We start from the raw sequence: 24,509 nt of genomic DNA on the forward strand, positions 1-24,509 counted from the left end.
GTGATTGACACTCTGGTTGCCTTACAGCCGCAGATGGTGCAGCAGGGCATACGCCGTTTGGTGGTATTGAGCGGTTGCGCTGACTGGAGCCGCCAACAGGCGAAAGCGCTGTATCAGCGATTAGGCAGTGGCGTTTGGCTGGCTGAACAGGGGCCGGATTCCGCTGAAATGATTGCTCCATTATCGGCAAAAACCTTATTGGGACAGGAACGCCTGCACGGCTTTTTCGATGCTACCCAAGGGTTGAATATCGATGCGTTGGCGATTTTGGCTGGAACGTTGCAGGCGGGAAGCTGGTTGGTTTTGCTGGTGCCAGAGTGGGAAAACTGGCCAATGCAGCCGGATGAAGACAGCCTGCGCTGGAGCGAGCTTACGCAGCCGATTGCCACGCCGAATTTCATTCGTCATTTGCAACGGCATATGTTGGCTGATGCGGAAACCATAGTGTGGCGGCAACATCAGGTGGCTCAACCGCCGCAGTTTGCCAAGCGTGCAACCTGGCAACCGGCAACGGGCGCGCCTACTCAAGAGCAGCGGGCGATTTTGTATGCGCTGTTGCGTTCTGAGGCTGATATTTGGGTTGTGACCGCGCCTCGTGGCCGTGGCAAATCGACGCTGGCTGGAATGCTGGTAAACCAGTGGCCAGGTGCCTGTTGGGTTACGGGGCCGACTCGGTCAGCCACTGAAATACTCAATCACTGCGGCGATAGAAAAGCACAATTCTGGGCTCCGGATGCATTATTGCAACACCTTGAAACTGAAGCCAATCATGACGCAGACTGGCTGATTGTCGATGAGGCCGCTGCGATCCCGACGCCGCAGCTATCCGCCATGTTAGTTCATTTCCCACGTGTATTATTGATCAGTACCGTACAGGGTTATGAAGGTACTGGACGTGGATTTTTGCTGAAGTTCTGCGCGTCGTTACCTCACTGGCAAGGTTTCACTTTAAAAGATCCTATTCGTTGGGCAAATAACGATCCGTTAGAAAATTGTTTGGACCGCGCGTTGCTGTTTACCGATCCGATCGCCACTGACTCAGCCGGTTTGGTAACGATCCGTCGTTGCCAGCAGCAGGATTGGCTCAACGATCCCGATCTTTTAGCCGAGTTTTATGGTTTGTTATGTAGCGCTCATTACCGAACTTCTCCGCTGGATTTACGACGTTTGATGGACGCGCCGGGAATGCATTTTTCCGCTGCGGTGAGTGCTGGGCAGGTGATTGGCGCGTTATGGTTGGTGGATGAAGGTGGATTAACGGCGGAATTAGCTTGGGAAGTTTGGGCGGGACGGCGTAGGCCGCGAGGCAGCTTGGTAGCGCAGTCTCTGGCGGCTCACGGAGGACTGTGGTGGGCGCCGACGCTGCGTTCTCGTCGGGTGAGTCGGGTTGCAGTGCTGGCGCAACGGCGGCGTGAGGGCATTGCGCGACAAATTATCGCTGAAGAAACTCGGCGGGCAAAAGATCAAGGTGTGGATTTTCTCTCCGTCAGTTTTGGTTTTACCGAGGATTTATGGCAATTCTGGCAGTCCTGCGGTTTTGAACTGGTGAGAATCGGTAGCCATAAAGAGGCAAGCAGCGGTTGCTACGCAGCAATGGGAATTTTACCGTTAACATCTGACGCGGTAGCACTATGTTTGGCGGCAAAGGAGCAACTGGCTCGCGACTGGCGCTGGTTGCGTCGTTGGATAGATTTGACGTTGCCTTTCCCCGATTGCGCAGATACGGCTCTCGATGAAAATGACTGGCAGGAACTGGCTGGATTTGCCTTTGGTTTCCGCCCGATAGAAGCCAGTCTGGCGGCGTTGAACCGATTGTTACTGCACAGTATTTTGCCGCTACCGGCATTGCGACAATATTTACAGGAAGGGGTGTCTACTGCGGAGATTAGCCAAAACCTGAAACTTAGCGGACGAAAAGCGCTGGTTGCCCGTTGGCGGGAAGAAACTGCGCTTGGATTGAGTGAATGGGATGTGGCGTTGACGGGTCGGTGGCAGGAAAGGGTAAAGGGGGAGTAGGTTTTGATCTTAGTCCGGCGAGCCAGAGCTAGATTCACCTGCGGGCGTTATCAGAGCGCCATGCCATTCCCATCATTGCAATAAATGGAATAACTCATTCAAGAAAACCCGATATTCATCTCGTCGCAGCGGCGTATAGTATTTCTATCGCTACCTGAATACAGGGGCACCTTTTCGGCTCCGTAGAGCCAGTATTTATTGAATTAAGGAGTATCCTATGAACCACGAGCATTTCGTTGTACAAAGCCCCGCGACACCGGCTGAGCAGCTGATTTTGCTCTTTCACGGTGTAGGAGATAATCCAGTCAATATGGGGCAGATCGGCAGCTATTTTGCTAAAGAATTCCCGCAGGCGCTGGTGGTCAGTATCGGCGGACCTTTCGCCAGCGGCCTGGTTAATGGACGCCAATGGTTTTCCGTGCAGGGTATAACGGAAGATAACCGGCAGGCACGTATTGATGAAGTTTTACCGCAGTTTGTCGCGGTGGTACGCCACTGGCAGCAACAAAGCGGACTGGGCGCGCAGGCCACGGCGCTGGTCGGTTTTTCTCAAGGGTCAATTATGTCCCTCGAAGCGGTTAAAGCGGAACCTCAACTGGCTGGGAGAGTAGTGGCATTTAGTGGACGTTTTGCTACCTTGCCGGAGCAGGCGCCAAAAGATACGGTTATCCATCTGATTCACGGCGAAGATGACAATGTTATCAACGTTGAACAAAGTAAAGCGGCGGCGACTCGTTTAGCCACTTTAGGCGCAGATGTCACGCTAGATTTGGAGGAAGATAATGGCCATGCGATTAATCAGGGCATGATGGATTCCGCACTGGAACGCCTGCGTTACTATGTGCCCCAGCATTATTGGGATGAGGCTTTGTCCGGTAAACGCGGTGAACTCATCGCTTTCCGATAAGCTGCCAAAAAAATAGGGCAAGCGTCTGAGAATATCGCGCTTGCCCTTTTTTATGCTTAATAATCAGAACGCTAGCTGTTTTATCCTATATAAAGAATGATCGCAGGCTACTTTTTGTTCTTATTATCCGGCCAGTCATCGTCGTCGTCCCATTGAGCATTATTATCTCGGTGTGGCGGTAACTCCGGCTTATTGCTCAAAAACTTCTTATGGTCGAGCCGACGCAGCTCTTTGATCCCATTCAAAATAATCCCTACCAGCAGGATCAGTACAATCCACCAGTAATCTGCTAACCATTGCATGGGCGCACTCCTTTGGTTGTGGATATGAAACGCGAGAATACCAGTGGTAAATGGCTGGCAAGCCACTCAATACCGGCAACGTCCTGTTGTTGCCAGGCTTCAAGCAGCAGTTCTGGCGTGAGTAAATGCTCAGCCTGGTCCGCCAATGGTCGGTAGCTTAAATGCCATGGCTCTACCGCTACGCCGCCGCTGTCTTCAACGAAGGGGCGATAGAAGCCAAAATTGGCCATATTGGCGCTAAGCCATTGGGTTAAAGAATAAAAATATCCGCCAGCTTCATATTCCCAAGGCTCTAACTGTAGTTTTTCCCCTTCGGGCAGCAGGGTCGGATCGTAAATATCCAAATCGCTGCCCCAGTGATGACGACTGGCACCCGGTAATGCTGACCAGCGCAGAATGGCCTCACAGCGTTCGCCCGCACTCATTCCTGAAATATCCAGCGGCTGGCTGTTGTGATCTAATACTGGCCGCTCACCGCGGAATTTACCATTCCAGATTGCTAATTGTCGTTCAAAATCCCGAAAGGTACTAGCGGGTTGCAGATTCAGACCAGCGTCTTTAGCCGCCTGCTGCATAGCGAGAAACGCTTTTACGGCCTGAGGTTGCAGACGGTGATTCCCACTGAGCGGAACCAGATGCTCACAGGTTTTGCCGGTCAGCATTTCCGGGGTCATCATGCGATCAATTGCTCCATAATGCGTTGATACATGCGGCTAAGTAACCGCAAATCAGCCGCGTTAACGCATTCATTTACTTTGTGAATAGTGGCGTTAACCGGGCCTAGTTCAACCACCTGTGCGCCCATCAGTGCGATAAAACGCCCATCGGAGGTGCCGCCGGTGGTCAATAGTTGAGGCGTCACCTCATTATACAACTCTACCGCGTTCACCACCGCATCCACTAAAGCTCCGCGTGCGGTCAGGAACGGCTGACCGGAAAGCACCCAATCGATGCTGTAATTGAGTTGATGGCGCTCCAGCAAAGCTTCGACACGCTGCCGGATGAGCGCATCGGTCAATTCGGTGCTGAAACGGAAGTTAAACTGAACGTAAAGTTCGCCTGGGATAACGTTGTTGCTGCCGGTTCCCGCTTGCACGTTGGCAATTTGCATACTGGTCGCCGGGAAGAATTCGTTGCCTTCATCCCATTGAGTGGTAACCAGTTCCTGCAATGCAGGCATCGCGCGATGCACCGGATTATCCGCCAGATGAGGATAAGCGACGTGACCTTGAACGCCATGAATACGCAGATTGGCGGTGATTGACCCGCGGCGGCCATTTTTCACCACGTCACCGACGCGTTCAGTGCTGGATGGTTCACCAACCAGACAATAGTCCAGCCGCTCGTTACGTGCCATCAGCGTGTTGACCACTTTCACCGTGCCGTTAATCGCCTTCGCTTCTTCATCGGAGGTGATCATAAAGGCCAGACGCCCTTTATGATTCGGATTAGCGGCGACGAAACGCTCAGCGGCCACTACCATTGCGGCGAGTGAACCTTTCATGTCGGCAGCACCACGGCCATAAAGCATACCGTCCCGAATGACCGGATCGAACGGCGGATTAGTCCAATGGCTTTCATCGCCGGTGGGCACCACATCGGTATGGCCGGCAAAAGCCAGGGTTTCGCCTTCACCGCGCCACGCCCAGAAATTTAGCGTATCGCCAAAATTCATCGGTTCGACGGTAAAACCAATCGCCTGTAGGCGCTGGATCATCATCTCCTGACAACCGGCATCTTCTGGGCTGAGAGAGGGGCGACGGATTAACTGTTGGGCAAGTTCAATAACGGGGCAGCTCATCTTAACGCACCTCTGCAAAAAACTGTTGATAGCTCTCAGGTTTGAAACCGAGCAAAATGCCGCCGTTTGCCGCTTCCAGCACCGGGCGTTTAATGATTGCCGGTTGTTCCAGCATTAGAGCCTTGGCGGTATGCGCATCGACCACGGCGGCGCACTGCGCTTCATCCAGTTTACGCCAGGTGGTGCCGCGAGTATTCAGCAGGGATTCCCAGCCTAAATGTTCGATAAAACCTTGCAAAAGCGTATCGGTTAATCCGTCAACGCGGTAATCGTGAAACCTATAGGGAATCGCGTTGTCTTCCAGCCAGCGGCGGGCCTTTTTAATCGTGTCGCAATTTTTAATGCCATAGAGGCTAATTGGGGGATTTTCCGGGCTATCTGACATAAATAACAATGGCCTCTACAAAATTATGGGCAAATGAGTGCGGGTAAACCCAAAAGTTGTATGGAACCTCGGATTTAGGCTACATCACATAATGCGGCAAAATGCCCTGTGAATCCAGACGGCTATTGTCGTATTCCCTCAATGGGGTATTTCGCGCAGGTTGAGCCGGAGAGGGTTGCCATTTCAGTTTATGTCCTGATAACGTAGATCCTTATTTCGGTGCTTGTTTAGATAGGGATATTAATATGCAGGGAATATTACGCTTTTGTGTTTTTTTCGGATGTTGTATGACGATGTTTACAGCCAGTGCTGCCGGGCCAGATGGCGTATTTTCGCTGATTGATCAGCGTTTATCTTATATGAAAGATGTCGCGGGCTATAAGGCCGCCCATCATCTGCCCATTGAAGATTTAGCGCAGGAAAAACGGGTATTGCAGCAGGTGATGGATGAGGCTGAAAGAAAGGGGATTGATCCTGAATCGATTAAACCCTTCTTTATCGCTTCGATGGATGCGGCTAAGGCGATTCAATATCGTTATCGGGCCGAGTGGTTATCTAAACCGGCAAAGGGATGGGAACTACGCAGCCTAGATAAAATCCGGCCTGAAATCGCCAATTTAAGTAAGCAATTGATCGCAGAAATTTATTCGCTACTGGCTTCCGGTCAAACCATTGAACAGAGCGAACGGCCACGTTTTATGGATATCGTGCATCAGATGAATTTGAATGATAATGATAAAATGCGTTTATTCTCAACTCTACGGTTAATTAAACTGAGTCAGAAATAATGCAATTGCCACCCCGTTGCGGGTGGCGTTTCTTAGATTAGCCATTTATTCTCTGCATCAGCCAATCCGATCCAAGTCTGCTGCGTACTGTCGAATTGCCCGTTGATATAGGCTGATTTCTTTATGGTTAGAGGTTTCTGCCAGAAGCAATAGCAATGAGGCGACAGCGTCTTTGGTTTCGCCCAGATTATATAACGTCATGGCGCGAAATAGCGTTATCTCTTTGGCATCAGGGAATTGCGTTAATGCCTTTTCGAATACATCCAGCGATTCTTTATATAGACCCAGAGTACGGTAGGTACTGCCTAATCCCAGATAAACTGCCTGTAATTCTTCTGCGGCCAGATGGTTGTCAATGGCGGTCAGATAAAATGGAATCGCCTGCATTTCTAAACCCTGAACGTCGTACAACGAGGCAATTTTATGCAGCAGGCTACCGTTATGGGGATCTTCAACCAGTAATTTGAATGCCAAAGTCATGGCATCGTCATAACGGCCCAGTTTTTCCAGAGAATCTATGGTGTGTTTCATGGCATATGGCGCGTTAATGTGAGAATAACCCGCACGCTACTCCGTCGGGCTGAAACAGGCAAGCCTGCATGTGTAATAACCTGAGTTATTTCAATATCTCCGCCAACGAAATTATATCCTAAAGGATCAGTCTATTATTTCGCCTTTATTTGTTCGAAAACTAATCGTATAATCACGGCGGTTATTAGAGAGGACATTATGGTTGATGTAGAGTTAAACACATGGAAAGAGTTTATCGAGTCAATGCTGCGTAAGGCATAATTCGATAAATGAGTAATAGCGGTTGATGCTATTTTGTATGACTTAGATTTATCCAGGGAGCGAGTGACTCGCTCGCAAAAAGGCAGGTTCTCAAAGAATCTGCCTTTTTTATTTGGGTCACGGCACGTTTGATATGAAAGCTATTTTAGATGTCGTCAATATTATTCACGTTATCCGATGAATAACTTATCAAATAACAATAACTTTTTAGTCGACATTAATAATGTGGTTTTCTCCGCTGAATGTATTACTTCCTCTATTTATTAGGAAATAATTTAGCAGGGGATTGTTAAGGAAAATTTAATATTGATTAATCATTCACTCATACAATATCGTTATTTTTTTCTGAAGATGTGGCGCCAATCAATTCACTGAAATAGTGAACGATTGGCGCAATCATTGTGAATGAATAAAGAATTAGTGCTCATCAGCCTGATTAGGCTGGCTCCCACGAATCGGCCTTCCCGGGAAACGACGGCGAACCAAAACAAAGAATAATGGCACGAAGAAGATGGCTAGAACCGTCGCTGAAATCATGCCGCCCATGACGCCGGTACCCACAGCGTGCTGGCTGCCAGAGCCTGCGCCCTGACTGATAGCCATAGGCAATACGCCGAAGATAAAGGCCAATGAAGTCATCAAAATAGGTCTGAGGCGTTGACGCGAGGCCTCCAGCGTGGCTTGAACCAGATCTTTGCCTTTGTTATTTAATTCATTGGCAAACTCGACTATTAAAATGGCGTTTTTGGCCGATAGCCCGATGATAGTCAACAATCCGACCTGGAAATACACATCGTTTTCCAGCCCGCGCATCCAGGTCGCCGCGACGGCACCAATCACCCCCAAAGGCACTACCAGCATAACGGAGAACGGAATAGACCAGCTCTCATACAGCGCTGCCAGACACAGGAACACCACTAATAACGAGATAGCGTAAAGCGCCGGAGCCTGTGAACCGGACAGGCGTTCCTGATAGGACATGCCTGTCCATTCCAGCCCGAAACCATTCGGCAACTGGCTCACCAGCTTTTCCATGATGTCCATTGCAGCGCCGGTACTGACGCCTTGGGCGGCTTCCCCGACAATTTCCAGTGCGGAATAACCGTTGTAACGCTCGAGACGCGGCGAGCCAAATTCCCAGCGGGTAGTGGCAAAGGCAGAGAAAGGCACCATGCCGCCGCTATTATTCCGGACATACCACTTATTGATGTCTTCCGGCAGCATTCGAGCGGTAGCTTCCGCCTGAACGTAAACTTTCTTCACCCGTCCGCGGTCGACAAAGTCATTCACATAAGTTGAGCCCCAGGCGGTTTTCAGCGTGTTATTAATATCATCCAGCGATACGCCCAGTGCCTGAGCCTTGCGTTGATCGATATCGATTTGCAGCTGCGGGCTGTCGTCCAGACCGTTATGACGAACTCGCGTCAGCTCTGGCTGTTTGGCCGCTAGCTGTAACAGTTCATCCCGCGCGGCCATTAATTTATCGTGCCCTTGACCGCCGTGGTCCTGCAATTCCAGATCAAAGCCAGAGGAGTTGCCCAGACCTGAAATTGCTGAGGGACTACTGGCTGAAACCTTGGCTTCAGTAATTTTTTTAAAAGCCTGGGTTGCCCGCTCAATAATGGCAAAAGAAGAATCCTGACTGTTGGATCGCTGATCCCAGCTTTTCAAACGGACAAACAGGCGAGCAACGTTTTGCCCGTTACCGCCGGGGCCTGAACCCACGGTAGAAAACACCGATAGCACGTTATTTTTTTCTTCCGTCAGGAGGTAATTCTCCACTTTTTCCACTACTTTCAGCGTTTGTTGCTGAGTGGAACCGACGGGTAACTGAACCTGAGCCATAAATACGCCGCGGTCTTCCTGCGGTAAAAACGAAGTCGGTAACTTGAGGAATAAAAACGCCAGGCCGCCGAGTAAGAGTAAATAAACCAGGATATAGCGCAGGCTATGATGTAAAACCCGAGCGACGCCGTTTTCATAGCGTTTCGCATTGCGGTCAAACATACGGTTAAACCAGCCAAAGAATCCACGTTTACCGTGATGATGCCCGGCTACGACCGGTTTGAGTAAGGTGGCGCACAGCGCTGGCGTCAGGATGAGAGCGACTAAAACCGACAGAACCATGGCAGAAACGATAGTAATAGAGAACTGACGGTAAATCGCGCCGGTCGTGCCGCCAAAGAAGGCCATAGGGATAAATACCGCTGAAAGCACCAGTGCGATACCGACTAACGCCCCTTGTATCTGCCCCATAGATTTCCGTGTGGCTTCTCTTGGTGGCAGTCCTTCTTCGCTCATGACGCGTTCGACGTTTTCCACCACCACGATGGCGTCATCTACCAACAGCCCAATGGCTAATACCACGGCAAAAAGGGTGAGGGTGTTAATGCTAAACCCGAAAGCCGACAAAATGGCGAACGTCCCCAATAACACTACCGGAACGGCGATGGTCGGAATTAAAGTAGCACGGAAATTTTGTAAAAACAGATACATAACCAGAAACACCAATAGCACCGCTTCAACCAGGGTTTTGACTACGTCTTTGATTGAGGCTTGTACGAAAGGGGTAGTTTCGTAAGCGATTTTGGCTTCCAGCCCGTGGGGGAAGAACGGAGCCAGTTCGGCAATACGCGCTTTCACGAGCTTATCGGTTTGTAATTCATTGGCACCAGAGGCCAGTTTGATACCCATTCCCGACGCGGGCTGCCCGTTAAACCGGCTGAGATAATCATATTTCTCTGCACCCAGCTCAACTTTTGCGACATCGCCTAAGGTCACCAATGAGCCGTCTTGATTCACCCGTAGGGTAATTTCACGGAACTGTTCTGGGGTTTGCAATTGGGATTGAGCGTTCATGGTGGCATTCAGTGCTTGATTATCCACCGAAGGCGTACCGCCAAGCTGCCCGACGGCAATCTGACTGTTCTGGGATTTGATGGCATCCACGACATCCTGAGTGGTTAATCGGTAGTTAGTCAGCTTGGAAGGATCGAGCCAAATGCGCATAGCATATTGGGAACCAAAGGCATCCACGCTGCCGACGCCTTCAATACGGCTGATTGGATCTTGCAGGTTACTGGCCACATAATCGGCAATATCCTGTTTATCCATGCTGCCGTCGGTAGAGACAAACGCGAGCATCATCAGGGTATTATCACCAGATTTAGAGACGTTAACCCCTTGTTGCTGGACATCCTGCGGTAACTTTTTAACCGCAGACTGTAACTGGTTCTGCACCTGCTGCATGGCTTCATTTGGATCGGTGCCGGCCTGGAAAGTCAGCGTGACGCTGGCACTCCCGGCATTACTGCTCTGGGAGGACATATACAGCAGGTTGTCCAGGCCTGTCATGCTCTGTTCGATTACCTGAGTGACGGTGTTTTCGAGCGTTTGAGCCGACGCACCCGGATAACTGGCAGAAATCCGCACATTTGGCGGAGCCAGATTAGGATACTGTTCGACGGGTAAAGAGAAAATGGCCAACATCCCGGTCAGGCAGAGAATTATCGCTAACACCCATGCAAAAATGGGGCGATCGATGAAGAAATTTGCCATGTAGCGGGAACCTCGTTAAGCGTGACCTTATCACTGGAATAGGAAAAATATTACTTTTGTGAATCTGTCGCTACTTTACGTGTGAATCAGTGATGAAACGTGGAGAAAAAAAGGAGATAGTGTAAAAAAACACAAGGTCGCTTTTTTTTGCTGCCTTATTGCTCATAACTCGCGATATCCAGAGGTTATTTCTCATCGCGCAGATTGATGTCCGGCGGTTTGGCGTCGAACAGCAATGTCGCCTGAGAACGTCCTTGAACCAAAATAGTATCTTTAAACAGGATATAACTATGGAACTCAATCCGGTATTCGCCCGGCGACTTTATCTGTGCTGGTTACTTAGTGTAAGTGATAAGCCCAATGTGCCGCGATTAATGGCGTTAACCGGCTGGCCGCGGCGCACCTTGCAGGACGTGTTGAAAGCCTTGCCGGGGCTGGGCGTCACTTTAACCTTTGTTCAGGACGGGATAAGAAATAATGACGGTTTTTACTGCCTGGAAAGCTGGGGGCCGCTGAATAAAAAGTGGGTGCTGGAGCACCATAAAGTCATTTTAGCGGCCATAGAGTAGCCCCGGTTGACCGGGGTTAGTCTCAGTGGCGCTTGTTTTCCAGATACAAAATGGTGGCGGCGACCCGTGAACGCACATTCAGTTTACGTAACAGGTTACGAATATGAACTTTCACCGTTTCTTCGGAAATATGTAGCTCGAAAGCTACCTGTTTATTGGACATGCCGCGCGCAACTTCCTGAAGAACATCCAATTCACGCTCGGTTAGTTCTGCAAAGGGATTAATCTGTTCGTGGCGAGAGGAGAGATACTCGTGCACTTCTTCGCTGAACACGCTTTCTCCCTGAGCGGCCTGCCGCAAATGCTCCAGCAGAATTTCTGGCTCGCTGTCTTTTAACAGGTATCCGTCGGCGCCGGCGTCAATCATGGCGTACACGTCGCTGCGGGCGTCCGAAACGGTTAATACGATAATTCTGGCGCCAATGCCGTCGTTACGTAACGCTTTCAGCGTGTCTAAGCCGTTCATTCCCTTCATATTCAAATCGAGCAAAATAACGTCGGGTAGAGTTTGACTGGCCAATTCCAATGCTTCTTCGCCGTTATTGGCTTCGGCGACTACGGTAAATGCCGTTTCCAGTTCTAACAGCTGCCTGATGCCGCGACGCATTAACGGATGGTCGTCAACAATCATAATGGTGTGATTTGTCGTCATGATAGGTAATGCTCCCTGTAGCCAGTAAAACGTACCGCAACAGGCAAGGTTATGCCGATTCCGGTAGCAAGATTATGGTGGAATTACGTGGTGATAGCCGAAAAACCTTTAGCCAACCTAAAGTGGATTCTTTTTATTGCGTAACCTGGAACCCATTACGCTCCGTTAAAACGGTACGATCCGCTATTTATTGTACCGCAACCGCCCTGAATATTATAAACCTGTTCTGCTTTAATTCATGATTTCTGTCTATATAACACGGTAAAACGGTTATTAGGTGATTAATTTTATATGCATACAGTTATGCGAATTATTTAATAAATAAGATCACCTTGATTATTCTATTTGATAAATAAAATAATCATGAAAATACTGATCGTGCTCATCTTGGCTTAATCTTGATTCAGCCGTTAGTTAAATCGTTATGTAAAAATATAAATAACGCAAATCGGTTAAAGCAGGAGGGAAAGGACAAATAACGCTGGAAATAATTGATCTGGCGCAATCTTTCCCTCTGATTAACTCTAAAGGGTAATTATGTTTTTACCAATAATTGGGTATCTACTGTTACCAAACTAGGGAAACCATTTAGTGGTAATACGAATAATAATAATTATCACCATTTTGATTTTCCGGCCAGAGCAGCCGGGTCCTATTTGCTAAACCACATAATAATCTGGAAGCAATTAGGTATTTAAATAAATGGCAAGCAGTGTTGCCAGCAATGTCAAGGGTATCAGTATGGCCGATTTGTCCCGACGCCGATTGCTTTCAGGGCATTGGCGGCGCAATGCTGACCATTCGTCTTCCGTTATCCGGCCGCCCTGGTCGGTTGCCGAAGCTGAGTTCACGGCTGGCTGCACGCGCTGCCACGCTTGTATCCACGCCTGCGAAACCGGAGTGCTTATTGCCGGCCGCGGGGGGTTCCCCGAGATAGATTTCCAACGTGCCGAATGTACTTTTTGTACTCATTGCGTAACCGCCTGCGAGGCACCGGTTTTTACCTCGCCGGATCGCGAACCGTGGCAGTTGAAAGCCACATTCTCGGCAAGTTGTCTGCCTTTTAAAGGCATCGAATGCCGTAGCTGTCAGGATAGCTGCGAAAGCCGGGCGATCGGATTCCGCCCGCGTTTAAACGGCATTGCCCAACCAGAATTAGAGATCGACGCCTGCAACGGATGCGGAGCCTGTGTGCCCGGATGTCCGGTACAGGCCGTGACTCTTACCCGGAGCGAAGATGGAAGATAAAGAATGGCATGTTTGCGGTCTGGTGGTGCAAGCCAAACCGGAACGCATTCCCCGGTTAATCGACGAGTTACTCGCGATTCCGGGAACAGAAATACCCACCAGTGACGCCCAACAGGGAAAACTGGTGGTGGTTATGCAGGCAGCGCGCTCAGACGTGCTCCTGAGACAAATTGAGTCAGCGCGTAATTTGACCGGCGTGCTGGTTGTGTCGCTGGTATATCACCAGCAGGATGAGCAAGGTGAGGAACAACCATGAAACTCAGTCGTCGGGACTTCATGAAAGCCAATGCCGCAGTGGCCGCCGCCGCCGCTGCGGGGATGACCATACCCACCGTGGCCAAAGCCGTGGTGGGTGGTGCAGATACGATTAAATGGGACAAAGCACCTTGCCGATTCTGTGGTACCGGCTGCGGTGTACTGGTGGGGACGCAAAATGGCCGTATCGTGGCGTCGCAGGGCGATCCGGATTCACCCGTCAACCGTGGGCTGAACTGTATTAAAGGGTATTTCCTGCCGAAAATCATGTACGGCAAAGACCGTTTGACCCAGCCGCTGCTGCGTATGAAAGATGGCCAGTACGATAAAGAAGGCGAGTTTACTCCGGTAAGCTGGGAAAAAGCCTTCGATATCATGGAGCTAAAATTTAAAAATGCGCTGAAAGAAAAAGGCCCTACCGCCGTGGGAATGTTCGGCTCCGGCCAGTGGACAATCTGGGAAGGCTACGCCGCGTCTAAGTTAATGAAAGCCGGTTTCCGCTCGAATAACCTCGATCCTAACGCTCGTCACTGCATGGCATCGTCCGTAGTGGGTTTTATGCGTACTTTTGGTATGGATGAGCCAATGGGGTGCTATGACGACATTGAGCAGGCCGATGCATTCGTGCTGTGGGGCTCGAATATGGCGGAAATGCACCCCATTCTGTGGTCGCGGATGACTAGCCGTCGTTTAACCGATCCTAATGTTAAAATTGCCGTCCTTTCGACCTTCGAACATCGTAGCTTTGAGCTGGCTGACAATCCGATTGTCTTCACGCCTCAAACCGATCTGGTGATGATGAATTACATTGCCAATTATATTATTCAAAATAACGCGGTAGATCAGGATTTCCTCGATCGTCACGTTAATTTCCGTCGCGGTGCCACCGATATCGGCTACGGTTTACGTCCGACTCATCCACTGGAAAAAGCGGCGAAAAATCCAGGCAGCGACGCGTCGGAGCCGATGAGTTTTGAAGACTTCAAAGCCTTCGTGGCGGAATATACGCTGGAAAAAACCTCTAAAATGAGCGGCGTGCCGGAAGATCAACTGGAAGCGCTGGCGCAGCTGTATGCCAGTCCAAAAGTGAAAGTGGTTTCCTACTGGACCATGGGCTTTAACCAGCATACCCGTGGCGTGTGGGCGAATAACATGTGCTACAACCTGCACCTGTTAACCGGGAAAATCTCCAAGCCGGGCTGCGGGCCGTTCTCTCTCACCGGCCAGCCTTCCGCCTGCGGCACTGCTCGTGAAGTGGGCACTTTCTCTCACCGTTTACCGGCCGACATGGTGGTGACCAACGAGAAACATCGCCAAATTGCTGAAACCAAGTGGCAACTGCCAGCCGGTACGATCCCAGAGAAAGTCGGTTTGCACGCCGTGGCTCAGGATCGCGCGCTGAAAGACGGCACTCTTAATGCGTATTGGGTGATGTGTAATAACAATATGCAGGCCGGGCCGAATATCAACGAAGAACGTATGCCGGGCTGGCGTGATCCACGTAACTTTATCGTGGTTTCCGATCCTTATCCGACCATCAGCGCGCTGGCCGCAGACCTGATTTTGCCGACGTCAATGTGGGTAGAAAAAGAGGGCGCATACGGTAACGCTGAGCGTCGTACCCAGTTCTGGCGCCAGCAGGTGCCATCACCGGGTGAGGCCAAATCCGACCTGTGGCAAATGGTTGAGTTTTCCAAACGTTTCAAAGTGGAAGAAGTATGGCCTGCTCAATTGTTGGATCAGAAACCGGAGTATCGCGGTAAAACGCTGTTTGACGTGCTGTACGCCAACAACGTGGTGAATAAATTCCCATTAAGCGAAATTCCGGCTGATCAGTTGAACGATGAAGCGCGTGATTTTGGTTTCTATATCCAGAAAGGGCTGTTCGAAGAGTATGCCGATTTTGGTCGCGGCCACGGTCACGATTTGGCACCTTTCGATCGCTATCATCAGGAGCGAGGTCTGCGCTGGCCGGTGGTGGACGGCAAGGAAACCCTGTGGCGCTACCGGGAAGGTTTCGATCCTTTCGTAAAAGCCGGAGAAAGCGTGCGCTTCTACGGTAAACCTGATGGCAAAGCGGTGATTTTTGCGCTGCCTTATGAGCCAGCGGCAGAAAGTCCTGATGAAGAATATAACCTGTGGCTGTCAACGGGTCGCGTGCTGGAGCACTGGCACACCGGTTCTATGACGCGTCGGGTTCCGGAGCTGCATCGTGCTTTCCCTGAAGCGGTGCTGTTTATTCACCCGCTGGATGCGCGAGCGCGGGATCTACGCCGAGGGGACAAAGTGAAAGTCATTTCCCGACGTGGTGAAGTGATTTCTCTGGTGGAAACCCGTGGCCGTAACCGTCCGCCGCAAGGATTGGTGTTTATGCCGTTCTTCGATGCGGCGCAGTTGGTCAATAACCTGACCTTGGATGCCACCGATCCGTTATCCAAAGAAACCGACTTTAAAAAATGCGCGGTGAAATTGGAAAAGGTTTAACCCTGATACCCAGCCTGCTGTCGGAGCCGTTTTAAGGCACGCAGGCCGATTTAGGGAAAGATGAAGTGTCTTTCGGGAGCCAAATAATGAACAACAAAATGTTTAAGTCGTTTAGCCGCTGGTTGGTGCTAGTGGCACTGATTTTGGGCGGAGCGGCTTATGCCGCCAGCAATGTCGAAATGGATTTGAGCCAATCGCCGGAGGTGTCCGGAACTCAGGAAGGCAAGGTAAAAATGCCTAAACAACAACAGCGTATGGCGCTGAACTATGTTAACCAACCACCGATGATTCCTCACAGCGTGGAGGGTTATCAGGTCAGCAAAAACACCAATCGCTGCTTACAATGTCACGGCGTGGAACATTATCGCACCACCGGTGCACCGCGCGTCAGTCCGACCCACTTTATCGATCGTGATGGAAAAGTATCGAGCGAAGTTTCGCCGCGTCGATATTTCTGCCTGCAATGCCATGTGCCGCAAACGGACGCGGCGCCCATTGTAGAAAACACCTTCCAGCCTGCACCGGGCTTTGGTAAATAACCGAGGTAGTTATGACAGAGGAAAAAAAACCGGGTGTGATCCGGCGGTTATGGCAGTGGTGGCGCAGGCCGAGCCGATTGGCGCTAGGGACGTTACTGCTGATCGGTTTTGTTGCTGGGATTATTTTCTGGGGTGGTTTCAACACCGGAATGGAAATGGCTAACACCGAAAAGTTCTGTATCAGTTGTCATGAAATGAAAGACAACGTGTACCAGGAATATTTGGGCACTATTCACTACAGTAACCGCAGCGGCGTCAGAGCCACTTGTCCGGATTGCCACGTTCCGCACGAATGGGGCCCGAAAATGTTGCGTAAAATCAAAGCCAGTAAAGAACTGTACGCGAAAACCTTTGGTTTGATTGATACGCCGCAGAAATTTGAGGCGCACCGGCTGACGATGGCGCAGAGTGAATGGGCGCGTATGAAAGCCAATAATTCGCAAGAATGTCGAAACTGTCATAACTTCGACAATATGGATTTCACCGCGCAGAAAACCGTGGCGGCCAAAATGCATAATAGCGCGATTACCGAAGGCAAAACCTGCGTAGATTGCCATAAAGGTATTGCCCATAAACTACCGGATATGCGGGAAATTCCTAACGGCTTTTAATTCCCTCCTCGTATCTGAGTGCTGTATTTTTCAACACCTCGCTGGCTTTTGCTGACGAGGTGTTTTTTTATTGCAAAGTTATCTCCACTAGCGTTAGCTAGCGCCAGGAAAAAAAACTTCAATTACATGATACGGACTGAATATATGTCAGCAAAAATCGAGAATATCCAACGCACGTTATTATCTGATAATTGGTATGTGCTGAATAAATATTCTTACGACTTAAAAAGAAAAAACGGTGAGTTAGTCCATCAGGAGCGTGAAGTCTACGACCGAGGCAACGGTGCCACTATCTTGTTATATAACCGCGCCAAAGGAACCGTAATATTAATCAACCAATTTCGTATGCCTACATATGTTAACGGCAATGAAAGCGGCATGTTATTAGAAGCCTGCGCTGGTCTGTTGGATGCGGATACTCCGGAAGACTGTATTCGCAGGGAAGCGATAGAAGAAACCGGTTTTGAAATTGGCGAAGTGGAAAAACTATTTGCTGCGTATATGTCACCCGGCGGCGTCACCGAACTGGTGCATTTCTTTGCTGCGGAATATCTGCCGGAACAGCGTATTTATGCCGGTGGCGGTATTGATGACGAAGATATAGAGGTTCTGGAAATTCCCTTCAAAGAAGCGCTGGCGATGATTGCCGATGGTCGCATCAAAGACGGCAAAACCATCATGCTGCTACAGCATGCGCAGATTAAGGGCTGGTTTGAATGACCGAGGCACTTTTCAACAAATTCATCTTATGTAAGTAACTAAAGCGTAAAATGTTGCGAAGAGTTTGGGCTGCTTCATGGTTTAGGCCTATTGACTCACTATACTGGTTCTGTTCCTGATTTTACCTCTCAACATATAAAAGCAAAAGGGATCCTATAATGGACGAACAGTTGAAACAAAGTGCCCTGGATTTTCACCAATATCCCACTCCGGGTAAAATCCAGGTCTCGCCAACCAAGCCGCTGGCCACGCAACGAGATCTGGCGCTGGCGTATTCTCCTGGCGTAGCGGCACCTTGTCTGGAGATTGCGGCCGACCCTTTGGCTGCCTATAAATATACTGCGCGCGGCAATTTGGTTGCGGTGATTTCTAACGGCACTGCGGTGCTGGGGCTAGGTAATATTGGCGCTTTAGCCGGAAAACCGGTTATGGAAGGCAAGGGCGTTCTGTTTAAAAAATTCTCAGGTATTGATGTTTTTGATATTGAAGTTGACGAGCATAATCCCGATAAGTTGATCGACATTATCGCCTCACTGGAACCGACCTTCGGCGGTATTAATCTGGAAGATATTAAAGCGCCAGAGTGCTTCTATATTGAACAAAAACTGCGCGAACGGATGAACATTCCGGTATTCCACGACGATCAGCACGGCACTGCGATTATTTGTACTGCAGCTGTTCTGAACGGTCTGCGCGTAGTTGAGAAAGATATTTCTGATGTTAGGCTGGTGGTTTCCGGGGCAGGGGCTGCATCCATTGCCTGTCTGAATCTGCTGGTTGCACTGGGGCTGAAACGTCACAATATTACGGTTTGCGACTCAAAAGGCGTTATTTATCAAGGTCGCGAACCCAATATGGAGGCGACCAAAGCCGCGTATGCCATTACGGATAACGGCCAGCGTACTTTGGGAGATGCCATTCCAAACGCCGATATTTTCCTTGGCTGCTCCGGCCCCGGCGTATTGACGCAGGACATGGTCAAAACCATGGCCCCTAATCCGTTGATTATGGCGCTCGCGAATCCAGAGCCGGAAATTTTACCGCCGCTGGCGAAAGCCGTGCGTCCTGATGCGATAATCTGTACCGGCCGTTCGGATTATCCGAATCAGGTGAATAACGTTCTGTGTTTCCCGTTCATCTTCCGCGGCGCACTGGATGTGGGTGCCACAGCCATTAACGAAGAGATGAAGCTGGCCTGCGTTCACGCTATTGCCGATCTGGCTCTGGCGGAACAAAACGACATAGTGGCTTCAGCCTACGGCGAACAAGACCTGTCCTTCGGCCCTGAATACATTATTCCTAAGCCCTTTGACCCACGCCTGATCGTCAAAATCGCCCCTGCGGTAGCCAAAGCGGCCATGGACTCTGGCGTAGCCACGCGTCCAATCGAAAATTTCGATGCTTACGTCGAGAAACTTTCAGAATTCGTCTACAAAACCAACCTGTTTATGAAGCCGATCTTCTCTCAGGCTAGAAAAGAGCTGAAACGAGTAGTCCTGACAGAAGGGGAAGAAGAAAGAGTATTGCATGCGACTCAAGAGCTTGTTTCTCAAGGGCTCGCATTCCCTATTCTGATTGGTCGGCCAAGCGTTATTGATATGCGACTGAAGAAACTGGGGCTGCAAATCGTTGCGGGTAAAGACTTTGAAGTGGTGAATAACGAATCCGATCCTCGCTTTAATGAATACTGGCAAGAGTACTACCAGATCATGAAACGCCGGGGTGTTTCTCAGGAGCAGGCGCGTCGTGCCGTGATTAGCAATACGACGGTGATCGGTTCTATTATGCTGCACCGCGGCGAAGCCGATGCCATGATTTGCGGCACCATCGGCAATTATCATGAGCACTATTCGGTGGTGGAGAAAGTCTTCGGTTTCCGTGATGGCGTACACGTGGCTGGCGCGATGAACGCCTTGTTGTTGCCAACCGGTAATACTTTTATCGCTGATACCTATGTTAATGACGATCCAACCCCGGAAGAACTGGCTGAAATTACTTTGATGGCGGCAGAAACCGTGCGTCGTTTCGGTATTGAGCCAAAAGTAGCGCTGGTTTCTCATTCTAGTTTCGGTACTGCGGATTGCCCATCAGCCCGTAAAATGCGTCGTACTCTGGAATTGGTCAACCAAATGGCACCGCAGTTGGAAATTGACGGCGAAATGCACGGCGATGCGGCTTTGGTGGAAAGTATTCGCCATGACCTGATGCCGGACAGTCCGTTGAAAGGTGCGGCTAATGTGTTGATTATGCCGAATATGGAAGCAGCGCGTATCAGCTACAACCTATTGCGCGTGACCTCATCTGAGGGCGTAACCGTTGGTCCGGTATTGATGGGCGTGGCGAAACCGGTGCATATTTTAACGCCGATCGCGTCAGTACGTCGTATTGTGAACATGGTGGCACTGGCGGTCGTCGAGGCACAAACTGAGTTGCTGTAATACTTAATCACGTTGTTGAAAATCAGAGCCTTTGTCTATCGAGACAGAGGCTTTTTTATCGATTTTATTTTTCCACATCAATGAAACATTCTTGTTCTATTATTGGTACGCAACAAATTGTAAATGATTATCATTATCTATATTATGCGGACGATTAAACCGCTAAATGGATAACGCCTGCTAATGAGAATCTTATTATTATTCAGTATGTTTTTAATGATTAGCTGTACTTCTACGCCTCCTAAAAATATTCCGAGCGATAAATCCGATATTACCGCCTTCGGAACTATTACCGATCTTCATACCGGAAAAGTCCTGACGGCCTCCCAGTTAGTGGATGAGCTGGCGGGTGCTCCTCAAGTGATCGTGGGTGAGAAACACGATAATCTTTATCACCATCAAATCGAGCGGTGGTTGATAGAAAATCTGGCACAGAAACGGCCACAGGGCAGTGTATTGCTGGAAATGTTGAATCCGAACCAACAGATCAAGGTGGATAAGGTTAAGTCCTGGCTACAGCAAGAGCCTCGTGTTAGGGAAAGTCGAATTGTGGAGCTGCTGGCTTGGCAGCCGGGCTGGAGTTGGGCGCTGTACGGCGATCTGGCAATGACGGTGATGCGTGCGCCTTATCCCGTGTGGTCGGCGAATTTGGATCGAGATGAAATCATGGCGATCTATAAGGAAAAACCGCCGTTAGAGGGCAAACTTTCTACCACGCCAGAAGTGCGCGCGGCGCTGGAAAAGCTAATTCGTGCGTCTCACGATAATAAAATTGATGCTTCGCAATTAGCTTCAATGGTGGCCATTCAGCAGCAGCGCGACCGCCGTATGGCTGAACGTTTGCTGGCCGCGCCCACTCCAACACTATTAATTGCCGGCGGTTATCATGCGGCGAAAAATATTGGGGTGCCTTTGCATATGCAGGATCTTAAAGCGGCTTCACACCCGTTGGTGCTAATGCTGGCTGAAGAGGGCGCTAACGTAGGGCCAGAAAATGCAGATTATCTGTGGTCTGTACCGGTAAAGACTTTACCGCGCTAAGAATGTCGCCGAGCGAAAAAACATCGCCACGTCAAGAATTTTTCCTTATCCCAGCGCAACAAATGCGACATTTTATGTCGCATTATTCATTTATTTGCACTGAATCTGAAAAGAGACTGTTAATTTCATTTACAAATGATTATCATTGTCAAATATAATTGATAATCATTTGCATTCTAATTATTCCATGCATTCACTGTATTTATACGATCAACCTTTACCAAAGCCGAAAGTTGGCCAAGGTTTTGTTCTGGCTATCGCTGCTCATCTCGCAGTGTCGTGGTTGATCTTTGGCGTTGCTGAAACCTTGCCTCCGTTACCTTTGCCGCCTCCCGCAGTGATGATGCAATGGTCGGCGCACATTGAAGCGCCAGCTACGCCGAAACCTTTGCCAATCGGTGAGCAGCAGACAGTCTCATCGGCGGCTTCTGAACCCCAGAAAAGCGTAGAGAAGCAGCCGGAGTTACCGAAGCTGGCCAGAGTTGAAAAAGCCAAAATTATCGTGGCTGAAAATAAGCCTGAGCCTAGAGTGCGGCAAAAACAGCCCAAGCCGGAGAAACCTCAGGCTATTACCAGCCCAGCTGCGTTGGCGTCTGCTGCCAGCAGTGCTGCCCCAGTGGCACAAAGTCAGCCTTCTGAACGCGTTGCCGCGCCGATAAATAGCGATGCCAACGCAAAAGTGGAAGCCAAAATTTCCTGGGAAAGTTTGGTAAGAGGGCATCTTAATCGTTTTAAACGTTATCCTGCCGAAGCGCAGGTACGTAACCGAACTGGAACCGTCTTGGTTGAATTTACTCTTGATTATCGTGGCAATATTCTTAGCAGCAAAAAAATAAACTCATCTGGTACACAATCCCTCGATCGTGAGGCGATGAGAATGCTGGAAAAAGCGCAGCCACTGCCGATACCGCCAGAATCAATATTGTATCAGGGGAGACTTACCGTCACGCTTCCTATTGATTTTAGTTTAATTAATCAACAGTAATATCACTGATTCTAATTGTTAAATAACCCTAGGTGAGGTCATTTGTCTTTTGATGACCCGGTTAGCTACAGAATTTGTAGTAAATAAAATAGACAGTATTTAATTATATCAGAGGGACTATGAGATATTTTATATCACCTAAGATTAATGCGGGTAATTGCTTAATACCTTCGATTATTTATCTCGGTTTATTCAGTTTCTCCTTATTTGCAGGTGCGGCTGAGATGACTGAGCCAACGCCACCTATTGCGGAAAAACATCCACATCAATTAACTCTACATTCAGAAACTCGCGTCGATAATTACTATTGGCTGCGAGATGACGACCGCAAGAATAAAAAGGTTATTGATTATCTGAAGGCTGAAAATAGCTACGCTGAATCTATACTTAAAACAACCACTACCTTGCAAGATACGCTATATCAAGAAATGCTGAAGCGAGTAAATCAGCAGGATCAATCGGTACCTTATAGTCTTAATGGATATCGTTACCAGGAAATCTATCAACCGGGTAAAGAGTATGCGCAGTACCAACGGCAGAGGGAAGTGCCTGATGCTGAATGGGAAGTGTTGCTAGATGCCAATCAGCGTGCGCAGGGGCATGATTACTATAAGCTGGGTGGGCTGAGCGTCAGCCGTGATAATCAGCGTATGGCTGTGGCGGAAGATACGCTGTCTCGTCGGCAATACAGCATCCATTTAAAACAGATTGCCGACAAACAATGGTCTGATGAAGTGATTCATGACACTTCGGGCAATATGGTGTGGGCAAACGATAATAACACTCTGTTTTACGTACGTAATCATCCGCAAACTTTATTGCCGTATCAGGTTTTTCGCCATCAATACGGTACGCCAGCAGAAAATGATGTCTTGGTTTACCAGGAGAATGACGATAGCTATTACCTCAGTTTATCGCCCAGCACTTCTCGCCAGTATATTTTGATAAATATCAGCAGCACCGCGACTTCGGAAACCCGGTTACTGGATGCCAATCAGCCACAGCAGGCACCAACGGTTTTCTCCGCCCGCCAAACGGGACGTGAATACTACATCGATCATTTTAACGACCAATTTTATATTCGCTCTAATCATCAGCATCCTAATTTTGGCTTGTATCAGACTGTATCCGGGGAAGCCTCTTGGACAACGCTGATTGCACCGGAAGATTCTAAAGACGTAGAGAATTTTGTGTTATTCCGCGATTGGCTGGTGGTCGCTGAACGGGAGCAGGGCTTAACTCATATTCGTAAAATCAATTGGCAGAGTCAGCAACAGCAGCCGTTGACCTTAGAAGACCCGACTTATATGGCGTGGCTGGCCTATAACCCGGAGCCAGATAGCCACGTTCTGCGCTATCGCTATTCCTCAATGACCACGCCGACCTCAACTTATCAATGGGATATGATTAGCGGAGAGAAAACTCTGCTGAAACAACAGGAAGTAAAAAATTTTAATCGCGATGAATACCAAAGCCAGCGTATCTGGGTTACGGCCCGCGATGGGGTGTTGGTTCCGGCGTCGCTGGTTTACCGTAAATCATTATTTAAAAAAGGCCATAATCCACTACTGGCTTACGCCTATGGGGCCTACGGCATGAGTATGGACCCTTCGTTTAGCGCGAACCGGCTGAGTTTATTGGATCGCGGTTTTATCTTTACTTTGATTCATGTGCGCGGCGGCGGGGAGCTGGGGCAGGGGTGGTATAAACAAGGTAAACTGGCGAAAAAAGAAAACAGTTTCAATGACTTCATCGATGTTACTCAAGGTTTGGTACAGCAAGGCTTTGGCCAGCCGGAGCGGTTGTATGCCATGGGCGGTAGCGCCGGGGGGCTGCTGGTTGGGGCGGTCATTAATCAGGAACCCACTTTATTTAACGCAGTAGTGGCGCAGGTGCCTTTTGTTGATGTTGTGACGACTATGTCAGATTCCTCGATACCGTTAACCACCAATGAATACGGGGAATGGGGGAATCCTGAAAAGTTATCTGATTATAAGGTCATACGAGCCTATAGCCCTTACGACAATATCTCTCCTAAAAATTATCCTAATTTATTAGTCACTAGCGGATTACATGATTCGCAGGTGCAATATTGGGAGCCAGCCAAATGGGTGGCTAAATTACGAGAGTTTAATCGGGGAGATAATATTATTTTATTAACCACGGATATGAGTGCCGGGCACGGTGGTAAATCTGGTCGTCTCAGTAGGTTGAAAAATAGTGCCCAGGAATACGCCTTTATTTTAGCAATGGACGAAAAAGTAAAATAATTCCACATAAAAATGTGGGGTAAACAAGTAAGAAAATAATAAGAATAAAATCCAGAGTATTCATATTGGGTATGAATGCTGCACGGCTATTTGAACGCTATAACACGAGCAAGTTTTTAATACGGAATTTTAAATTAATTTCTTGAGG

Annotated in this window: 21 protein-coding genes; 14 read left to right on the forward strand and 7 right to left on the reverse strand. The window is 49.1% G+C overall.

Annotation, left to right across the window (positions count from 1 at the left end):
• On the forward strand, nt 1-2,016 hold the full coding sequence (locus tag DBA33_RS05460) for a GNAT family N-acetyltransferase (protein WP_064516958.1): 2,016 nt from the start codon (nt 1-3) through the stop codon (nt 2,014-2,016).
• Between the two features lie 217 nt (nt 2,017-2,233).
• Nucleotides 2,234-2,923 (forward strand): esterase, encoded by a 690-nt coding sequence (gene ypfH / locus DBA33_RS05465; protein WP_064516960.1) that lies wholly within the window; start codon nt 2,234-2,236, stop codon nt 2,921-2,923.
• A 107-nt stretch (nt 2,924-3,030) separates the two neighbouring features.
• Here the strand turns inward: ypfH and DBA33_RS05470 are convergent, their stop codons facing one another.
• The 4 genes from DBA33_RS05470 to DBA33_RS05485 are packed head-to-tail and all read right to left on the reverse strand — an operon-like array spanning nt 3,031 to nt 5,411.
• Nucleotides 3,031-3,225 (reverse strand): YpfN family protein, encoded by a 195-nt coding sequence (locus DBA33_RS05470; protein WP_064516962.1) that lies wholly within the window; start codon nt 3,223-3,225, stop codon nt 3,031-3,033.
• Nucleotides 3,213-3,887 (reverse strand): M15 family metallopeptidase, encoded by a 675-nt coding sequence (locus tag DBA33_RS05475; protein WP_064518487.1) that lies wholly within the window; start codon nt 3,885-3,887, stop codon nt 3,213-3,215. Before DBA33_RS05475 ends, DBA33_RS05470 begins: the two co-directional genes overlap by 13 nt.
• 11 nt (nt 3,888-3,898) lie before the next feature.
• A complete protein-coding gene (gene dapE / locus DBA33_RS05480; protein ID WP_120805821.1) occupies nt 3,899-5,026 on the reverse strand; it encodes a succinyl-diaminopimelate desuccinylase in 1,128 nt (375 codons plus the stop codon).
• Between the two features lies 1 nt (nt 5,027).
• Nucleotides 5,028-5,411, reverse strand: coding sequence for an ArsC family reductase (locus tag DBA33_RS05485; RefSeq protein WP_120805823.1), 384 nt, complete (start codon nt 5,409-5,411; stop codon nt 5,028-5,030).
• 245 nt (nt 5,412-5,656) lie between these two features.
• On the opposite strand from DBA33_RS05485, the gene DBA33_RS05490 reads away from it, so the two are divergent.
• A complete protein-coding gene (locus tag DBA33_RS05490; RefSeq protein ID WP_064516968.1) occupies nt 5,657-6,199 on the forward strand; it encodes a chorismate mutase in 543 nt (180 codons plus the stop codon).
• 57 nt (nt 6,200-6,256) lie between these two features.
• On the opposite strand, the gene DBA33_RS05495 is transcribed toward DBA33_RS05490, so the two are convergent.
• Together DBA33_RS05495 and acrD are read right to left on the reverse strand one after the other, a co-directional pair.
• Nucleotides 6,257-6,730, reverse strand: a complete 474-nt coding sequence (locus DBA33_RS05495) for a tetratricopeptide repeat protein (RefSeq protein ID WP_120805825.1) — start codon at nt 6,728-6,730, stop codon at nt 6,257-6,259.
• A gap of 678 nt (nt 6,731-7,408) precedes the next feature.
• Entirely contained in the window at nt 7,409-10,549 is a 3,141-nt protein-coding gene (acrD, locus tag DBA33_RS05500) for a multidrug efflux RND transporter permease AcrD (protein WP_120805827.1), read from the reverse strand.
• Nucleotides 10,550-10,839: 290 nt separating this feature from the next.
• Between acrD and DBA33_RS05505 the strand changes: the two genes are divergently transcribed.
• Nucleotides 10,840-11,118 (forward strand): helix-turn-helix domain-containing protein, encoded by a 279-nt coding sequence (locus DBA33_RS05505; protein WP_064516974.1) that lies wholly within the window; start codon nt 10,840-10,842, stop codon nt 11,116-11,118.
• Nucleotides 11,119-11,140: 22 nt separating this feature from the next.
• Here the strand turns inward: DBA33_RS05505 and narL are convergent, their stop codons facing one another.
• Nucleotides 11,141-11,770, reverse strand: coding sequence for a two-component system response regulator NarL (narL, locus tag DBA33_RS05510; RefSeq protein WP_120805829.1), 630 nt, complete (start codon nt 11,768-11,770; stop codon nt 11,141-11,143).
• A gap of 741 nt (nt 11,771-12,511) precedes the next feature.
• Between narL and napF the strand changes: the two genes are divergently transcribed.
• From napF to DBA33_RS05565, 10 genes are all read left to right on the forward strand, one after another.
• On the forward strand, nt 12,512-13,018 hold the full coding sequence (gene napF / locus DBA33_RS05520; RefSeq protein WP_064518489.1) for a ferredoxin-type protein NapF: 507 nt from the start codon (nt 12,512-12,514) through the stop codon (nt 13,016-13,018).
• Complete coding sequence (napD, locus tag DBA33_RS05525) at nt 13,008-13,274, forward strand: chaperone NapD (protein ID WP_064516979.1); 267 nt, start codon at nt 13,008-13,010, stop codon at nt 13,272-13,274. The genes napF and napD overlap by 11 nt, the downstream gene beginning before the upstream one ends.
• Entirely contained in the window at nt 13,271-15,757 is a 2,487-nt protein-coding gene (gene napA / locus DBA33_RS05530; RefSeq protein ID WP_064516982.1) for a nitrate reductase catalytic subunit NapA, read from the forward strand. The genes napD and napA overlap by 4 nt, the downstream gene beginning before the upstream one ends.
• 98 nt (nt 15,758-15,855) lie before the next feature.
• Nucleotides 15,856-16,296 carry a nitrate reductase cytochrome c-type subunit gene (napB, locus tag DBA33_RS05535; protein WP_120805920.1) on the forward strand — a complete coding sequence of 147 codons (441 nt, stop codon included), beginning with the start codon at nt 15,856-15,858 and terminating at the stop codon, nt 16,294-16,296.
• 11 nt (nt 16,297-16,307) lie between these two features.
• Nucleotides 16,308-16,907 carry a cytochrome c-type protein NapC gene (napC, locus tag DBA33_RS05540; protein WP_064516986.1) on the forward strand — a complete coding sequence of 200 codons (600 nt, stop codon included), beginning with the start codon at nt 16,308-16,310 and terminating at the stop codon, nt 16,905-16,907.
• A gap of 144 nt (nt 16,908-17,051) precedes the next feature.
• Nucleotides 17,052-17,627, forward strand: a complete 576-nt coding sequence (nudK, locus tag DBA33_RS05545; RefSeq protein WP_064516988.1) for a GDP-mannose pyrophosphatase NudK — start codon at nt 17,052-17,054, stop codon at nt 17,625-17,627.
• Nucleotides 17,628-17,785: 158 nt separating this feature from the next.
• Nucleotides 17,786-20,065 (forward strand): NADP-dependent oxaloacetate-decarboxylating malate dehydrogenase, encoded by a 2,280-nt coding sequence (gene maeB / locus DBA33_RS05550; protein ID WP_064516990.1) that lies wholly within the window; start codon nt 17,786-17,788, stop codon nt 20,063-20,065.
• 183 nt (nt 20,066-20,248) lie between these two features.
• Nucleotides 20,249-21,106, forward strand: coding sequence for a ChaN family lipoprotein (locus DBA33_RS05555; RefSeq protein ID WP_120805831.1), 858 nt, complete (start codon nt 20,249-20,251; stop codon nt 21,104-21,106).
• Between the two features lie 145 nt (nt 21,107-21,251).
• Nucleotides 21,252-22,091 carry an energy transducer TonB gene (locus DBA33_RS05560; RefSeq protein ID WP_240442685.1) on the forward strand — a complete coding sequence of 280 codons (840 nt, stop codon included), beginning with the start codon at nt 21,252-21,254 and terminating at the stop codon, nt 22,089-22,091.
• A gap of 224 nt (nt 22,092-22,315) precedes the next feature.
• Nucleotides 22,316-24,361, forward strand: coding sequence for a S9 family peptidase (locus tag DBA33_RS05565; protein WP_162975165.1), 2,046 nt, complete (start codon nt 22,316-22,318; stop codon nt 24,359-24,361).
• Nucleotides 24,362-24,509: the final 148 nt, after the last annotated feature.

This window comes from Yersinia sp. IP36721 (assembly GCF_003634395.1).
Taxonomy (GTDB): Bacteria; Pseudomonadota; Gammaproteobacteria; order Enterobacterales; family Enterobacteriaceae; genus Yersinia; species Yersinia entomophaga.

What these genes read in the sequence shown, in the direction of transcription:
- DBA33_RS05475 (WP_064518487.1), bottom strand. Translation starts at nt 3,887, where the DNA reads ATGCTGACCGGCAAAACCTGTGAGCATCTGGTTCCGCTCAGTGGGAAT.
- DBA33_RS05555 (WP_120805831.1), top strand. Translation starts at nt 20,249, where the DNA reads ATGAGAATCTTATTATTATTCAGTATGTTTTTAATGATTAGCTGTACT.
- DBA33_RS05495 (WP_120805825.1), bottom strand. Translation starts at nt 6,730, where the DNA reads ATGAAACACACCATAGATTCTCTGGAAAAACTGGGCCGTTATGACGAT.
- napB (WP_120805920.1), top strand. Translation starts at nt 15,856, where the DNA reads ATGTTTAAGTCGTTTAGCCGCTGGTTGGTGCTAGTGGCACTGATTTTG.
- DBA33_RS05505 (WP_064516974.1), top strand. Translation starts at nt 10,840, where the DNA reads ATGGAACTCAATCCGGTATTCGCCCGGCGACTTTATCTGTGCTGGTTA.
- DBA33_RS05565 (WP_162975165.1), top strand. Translation starts at nt 22,316, where the DNA reads ATGACTGAGCCAACGCCACCTATTGCGGAAAAACATCCACATCAATTA.
- DBA33_RS05490 (WP_064516968.1), top strand. Translation starts at nt 5,657, where the DNA reads ATGCAGGGAATATTACGCTTTTGTGTTTTTTTCGGATGTTGTATGACG.
- dapE (WP_120805821.1), bottom strand. Translation starts at nt 5,026, where the DNA reads ATGAGCTGCCCCGTTATTGAACTTGCCCAACAGTTAATCCGTCGCCCC.
- napA (WP_064516982.1), top strand. Translation starts at nt 13,271, where the DNA reads ATGAAACTCAGTCGTCGGGACTTCATGAAAGCCAATGCCGCAGTGGCC.
- DBA33_RS05470 (WP_064516962.1), bottom strand. Translation starts at nt 3,225, where the DNA reads ATGCAATGGTTAGCAGATTACTGGTGGATTGTACTGATCCTGCTGGTA.
- napC (WP_064516986.1), top strand. Translation starts at nt 16,308, where the DNA reads ATGACAGAGGAAAAAAAACCGGGTGTGATCCGGCGGTTATGGCAGTGG.
- maeB (WP_064516990.1), top strand. Translation starts at nt 17,786, where the DNA reads ATGGACGAACAGTTGAAACAAAGTGCCCTGGATTTTCACCAATATCCC.
- DBA33_RS05485 (WP_120805823.1), bottom strand. Translation starts at nt 5,411, where the DNA reads ATGTCAGATAGCCCGGAAAATCCCCCAATTAGCCTCTATGGCATTAAA.
- ypfH (WP_064516960.1), top strand. Translation starts at nt 2,234, where the DNA reads ATGAACCACGAGCATTTCGTTGTACAAAGCCCCGCGACACCGGCTGAG.
- nudK (WP_064516988.1), top strand. Translation starts at nt 17,052, where the DNA reads ATGTCAGCAAAAATCGAGAATATCCAACGCACGTTATTATCTGATAAT.
- napF (WP_064518489.1), top strand. Translation starts at nt 12,512, where the DNA reads ATGGCCGATTTGTCCCGACGCCGATTGCTTTCAGGGCATTGGCGGCGC.
- napD (WP_064516979.1), top strand. Translation starts at nt 13,008, where the DNA reads ATGGAAGATAAAGAATGGCATGTTTGCGGTCTGGTGGTGCAAGCCAAA.
- narL (WP_120805829.1), bottom strand. Translation starts at nt 11,770, where the DNA reads ATGACGACAAATCACACCATTATGATTGTTGACGACCATCCGTTAATG.
- acrD (WP_120805827.1), bottom strand. Translation starts at nt 10,549, where the DNA reads ATGGCAAATTTCTTCATCGATCGCCCCATTTTTGCATGGGTGTTAGCG.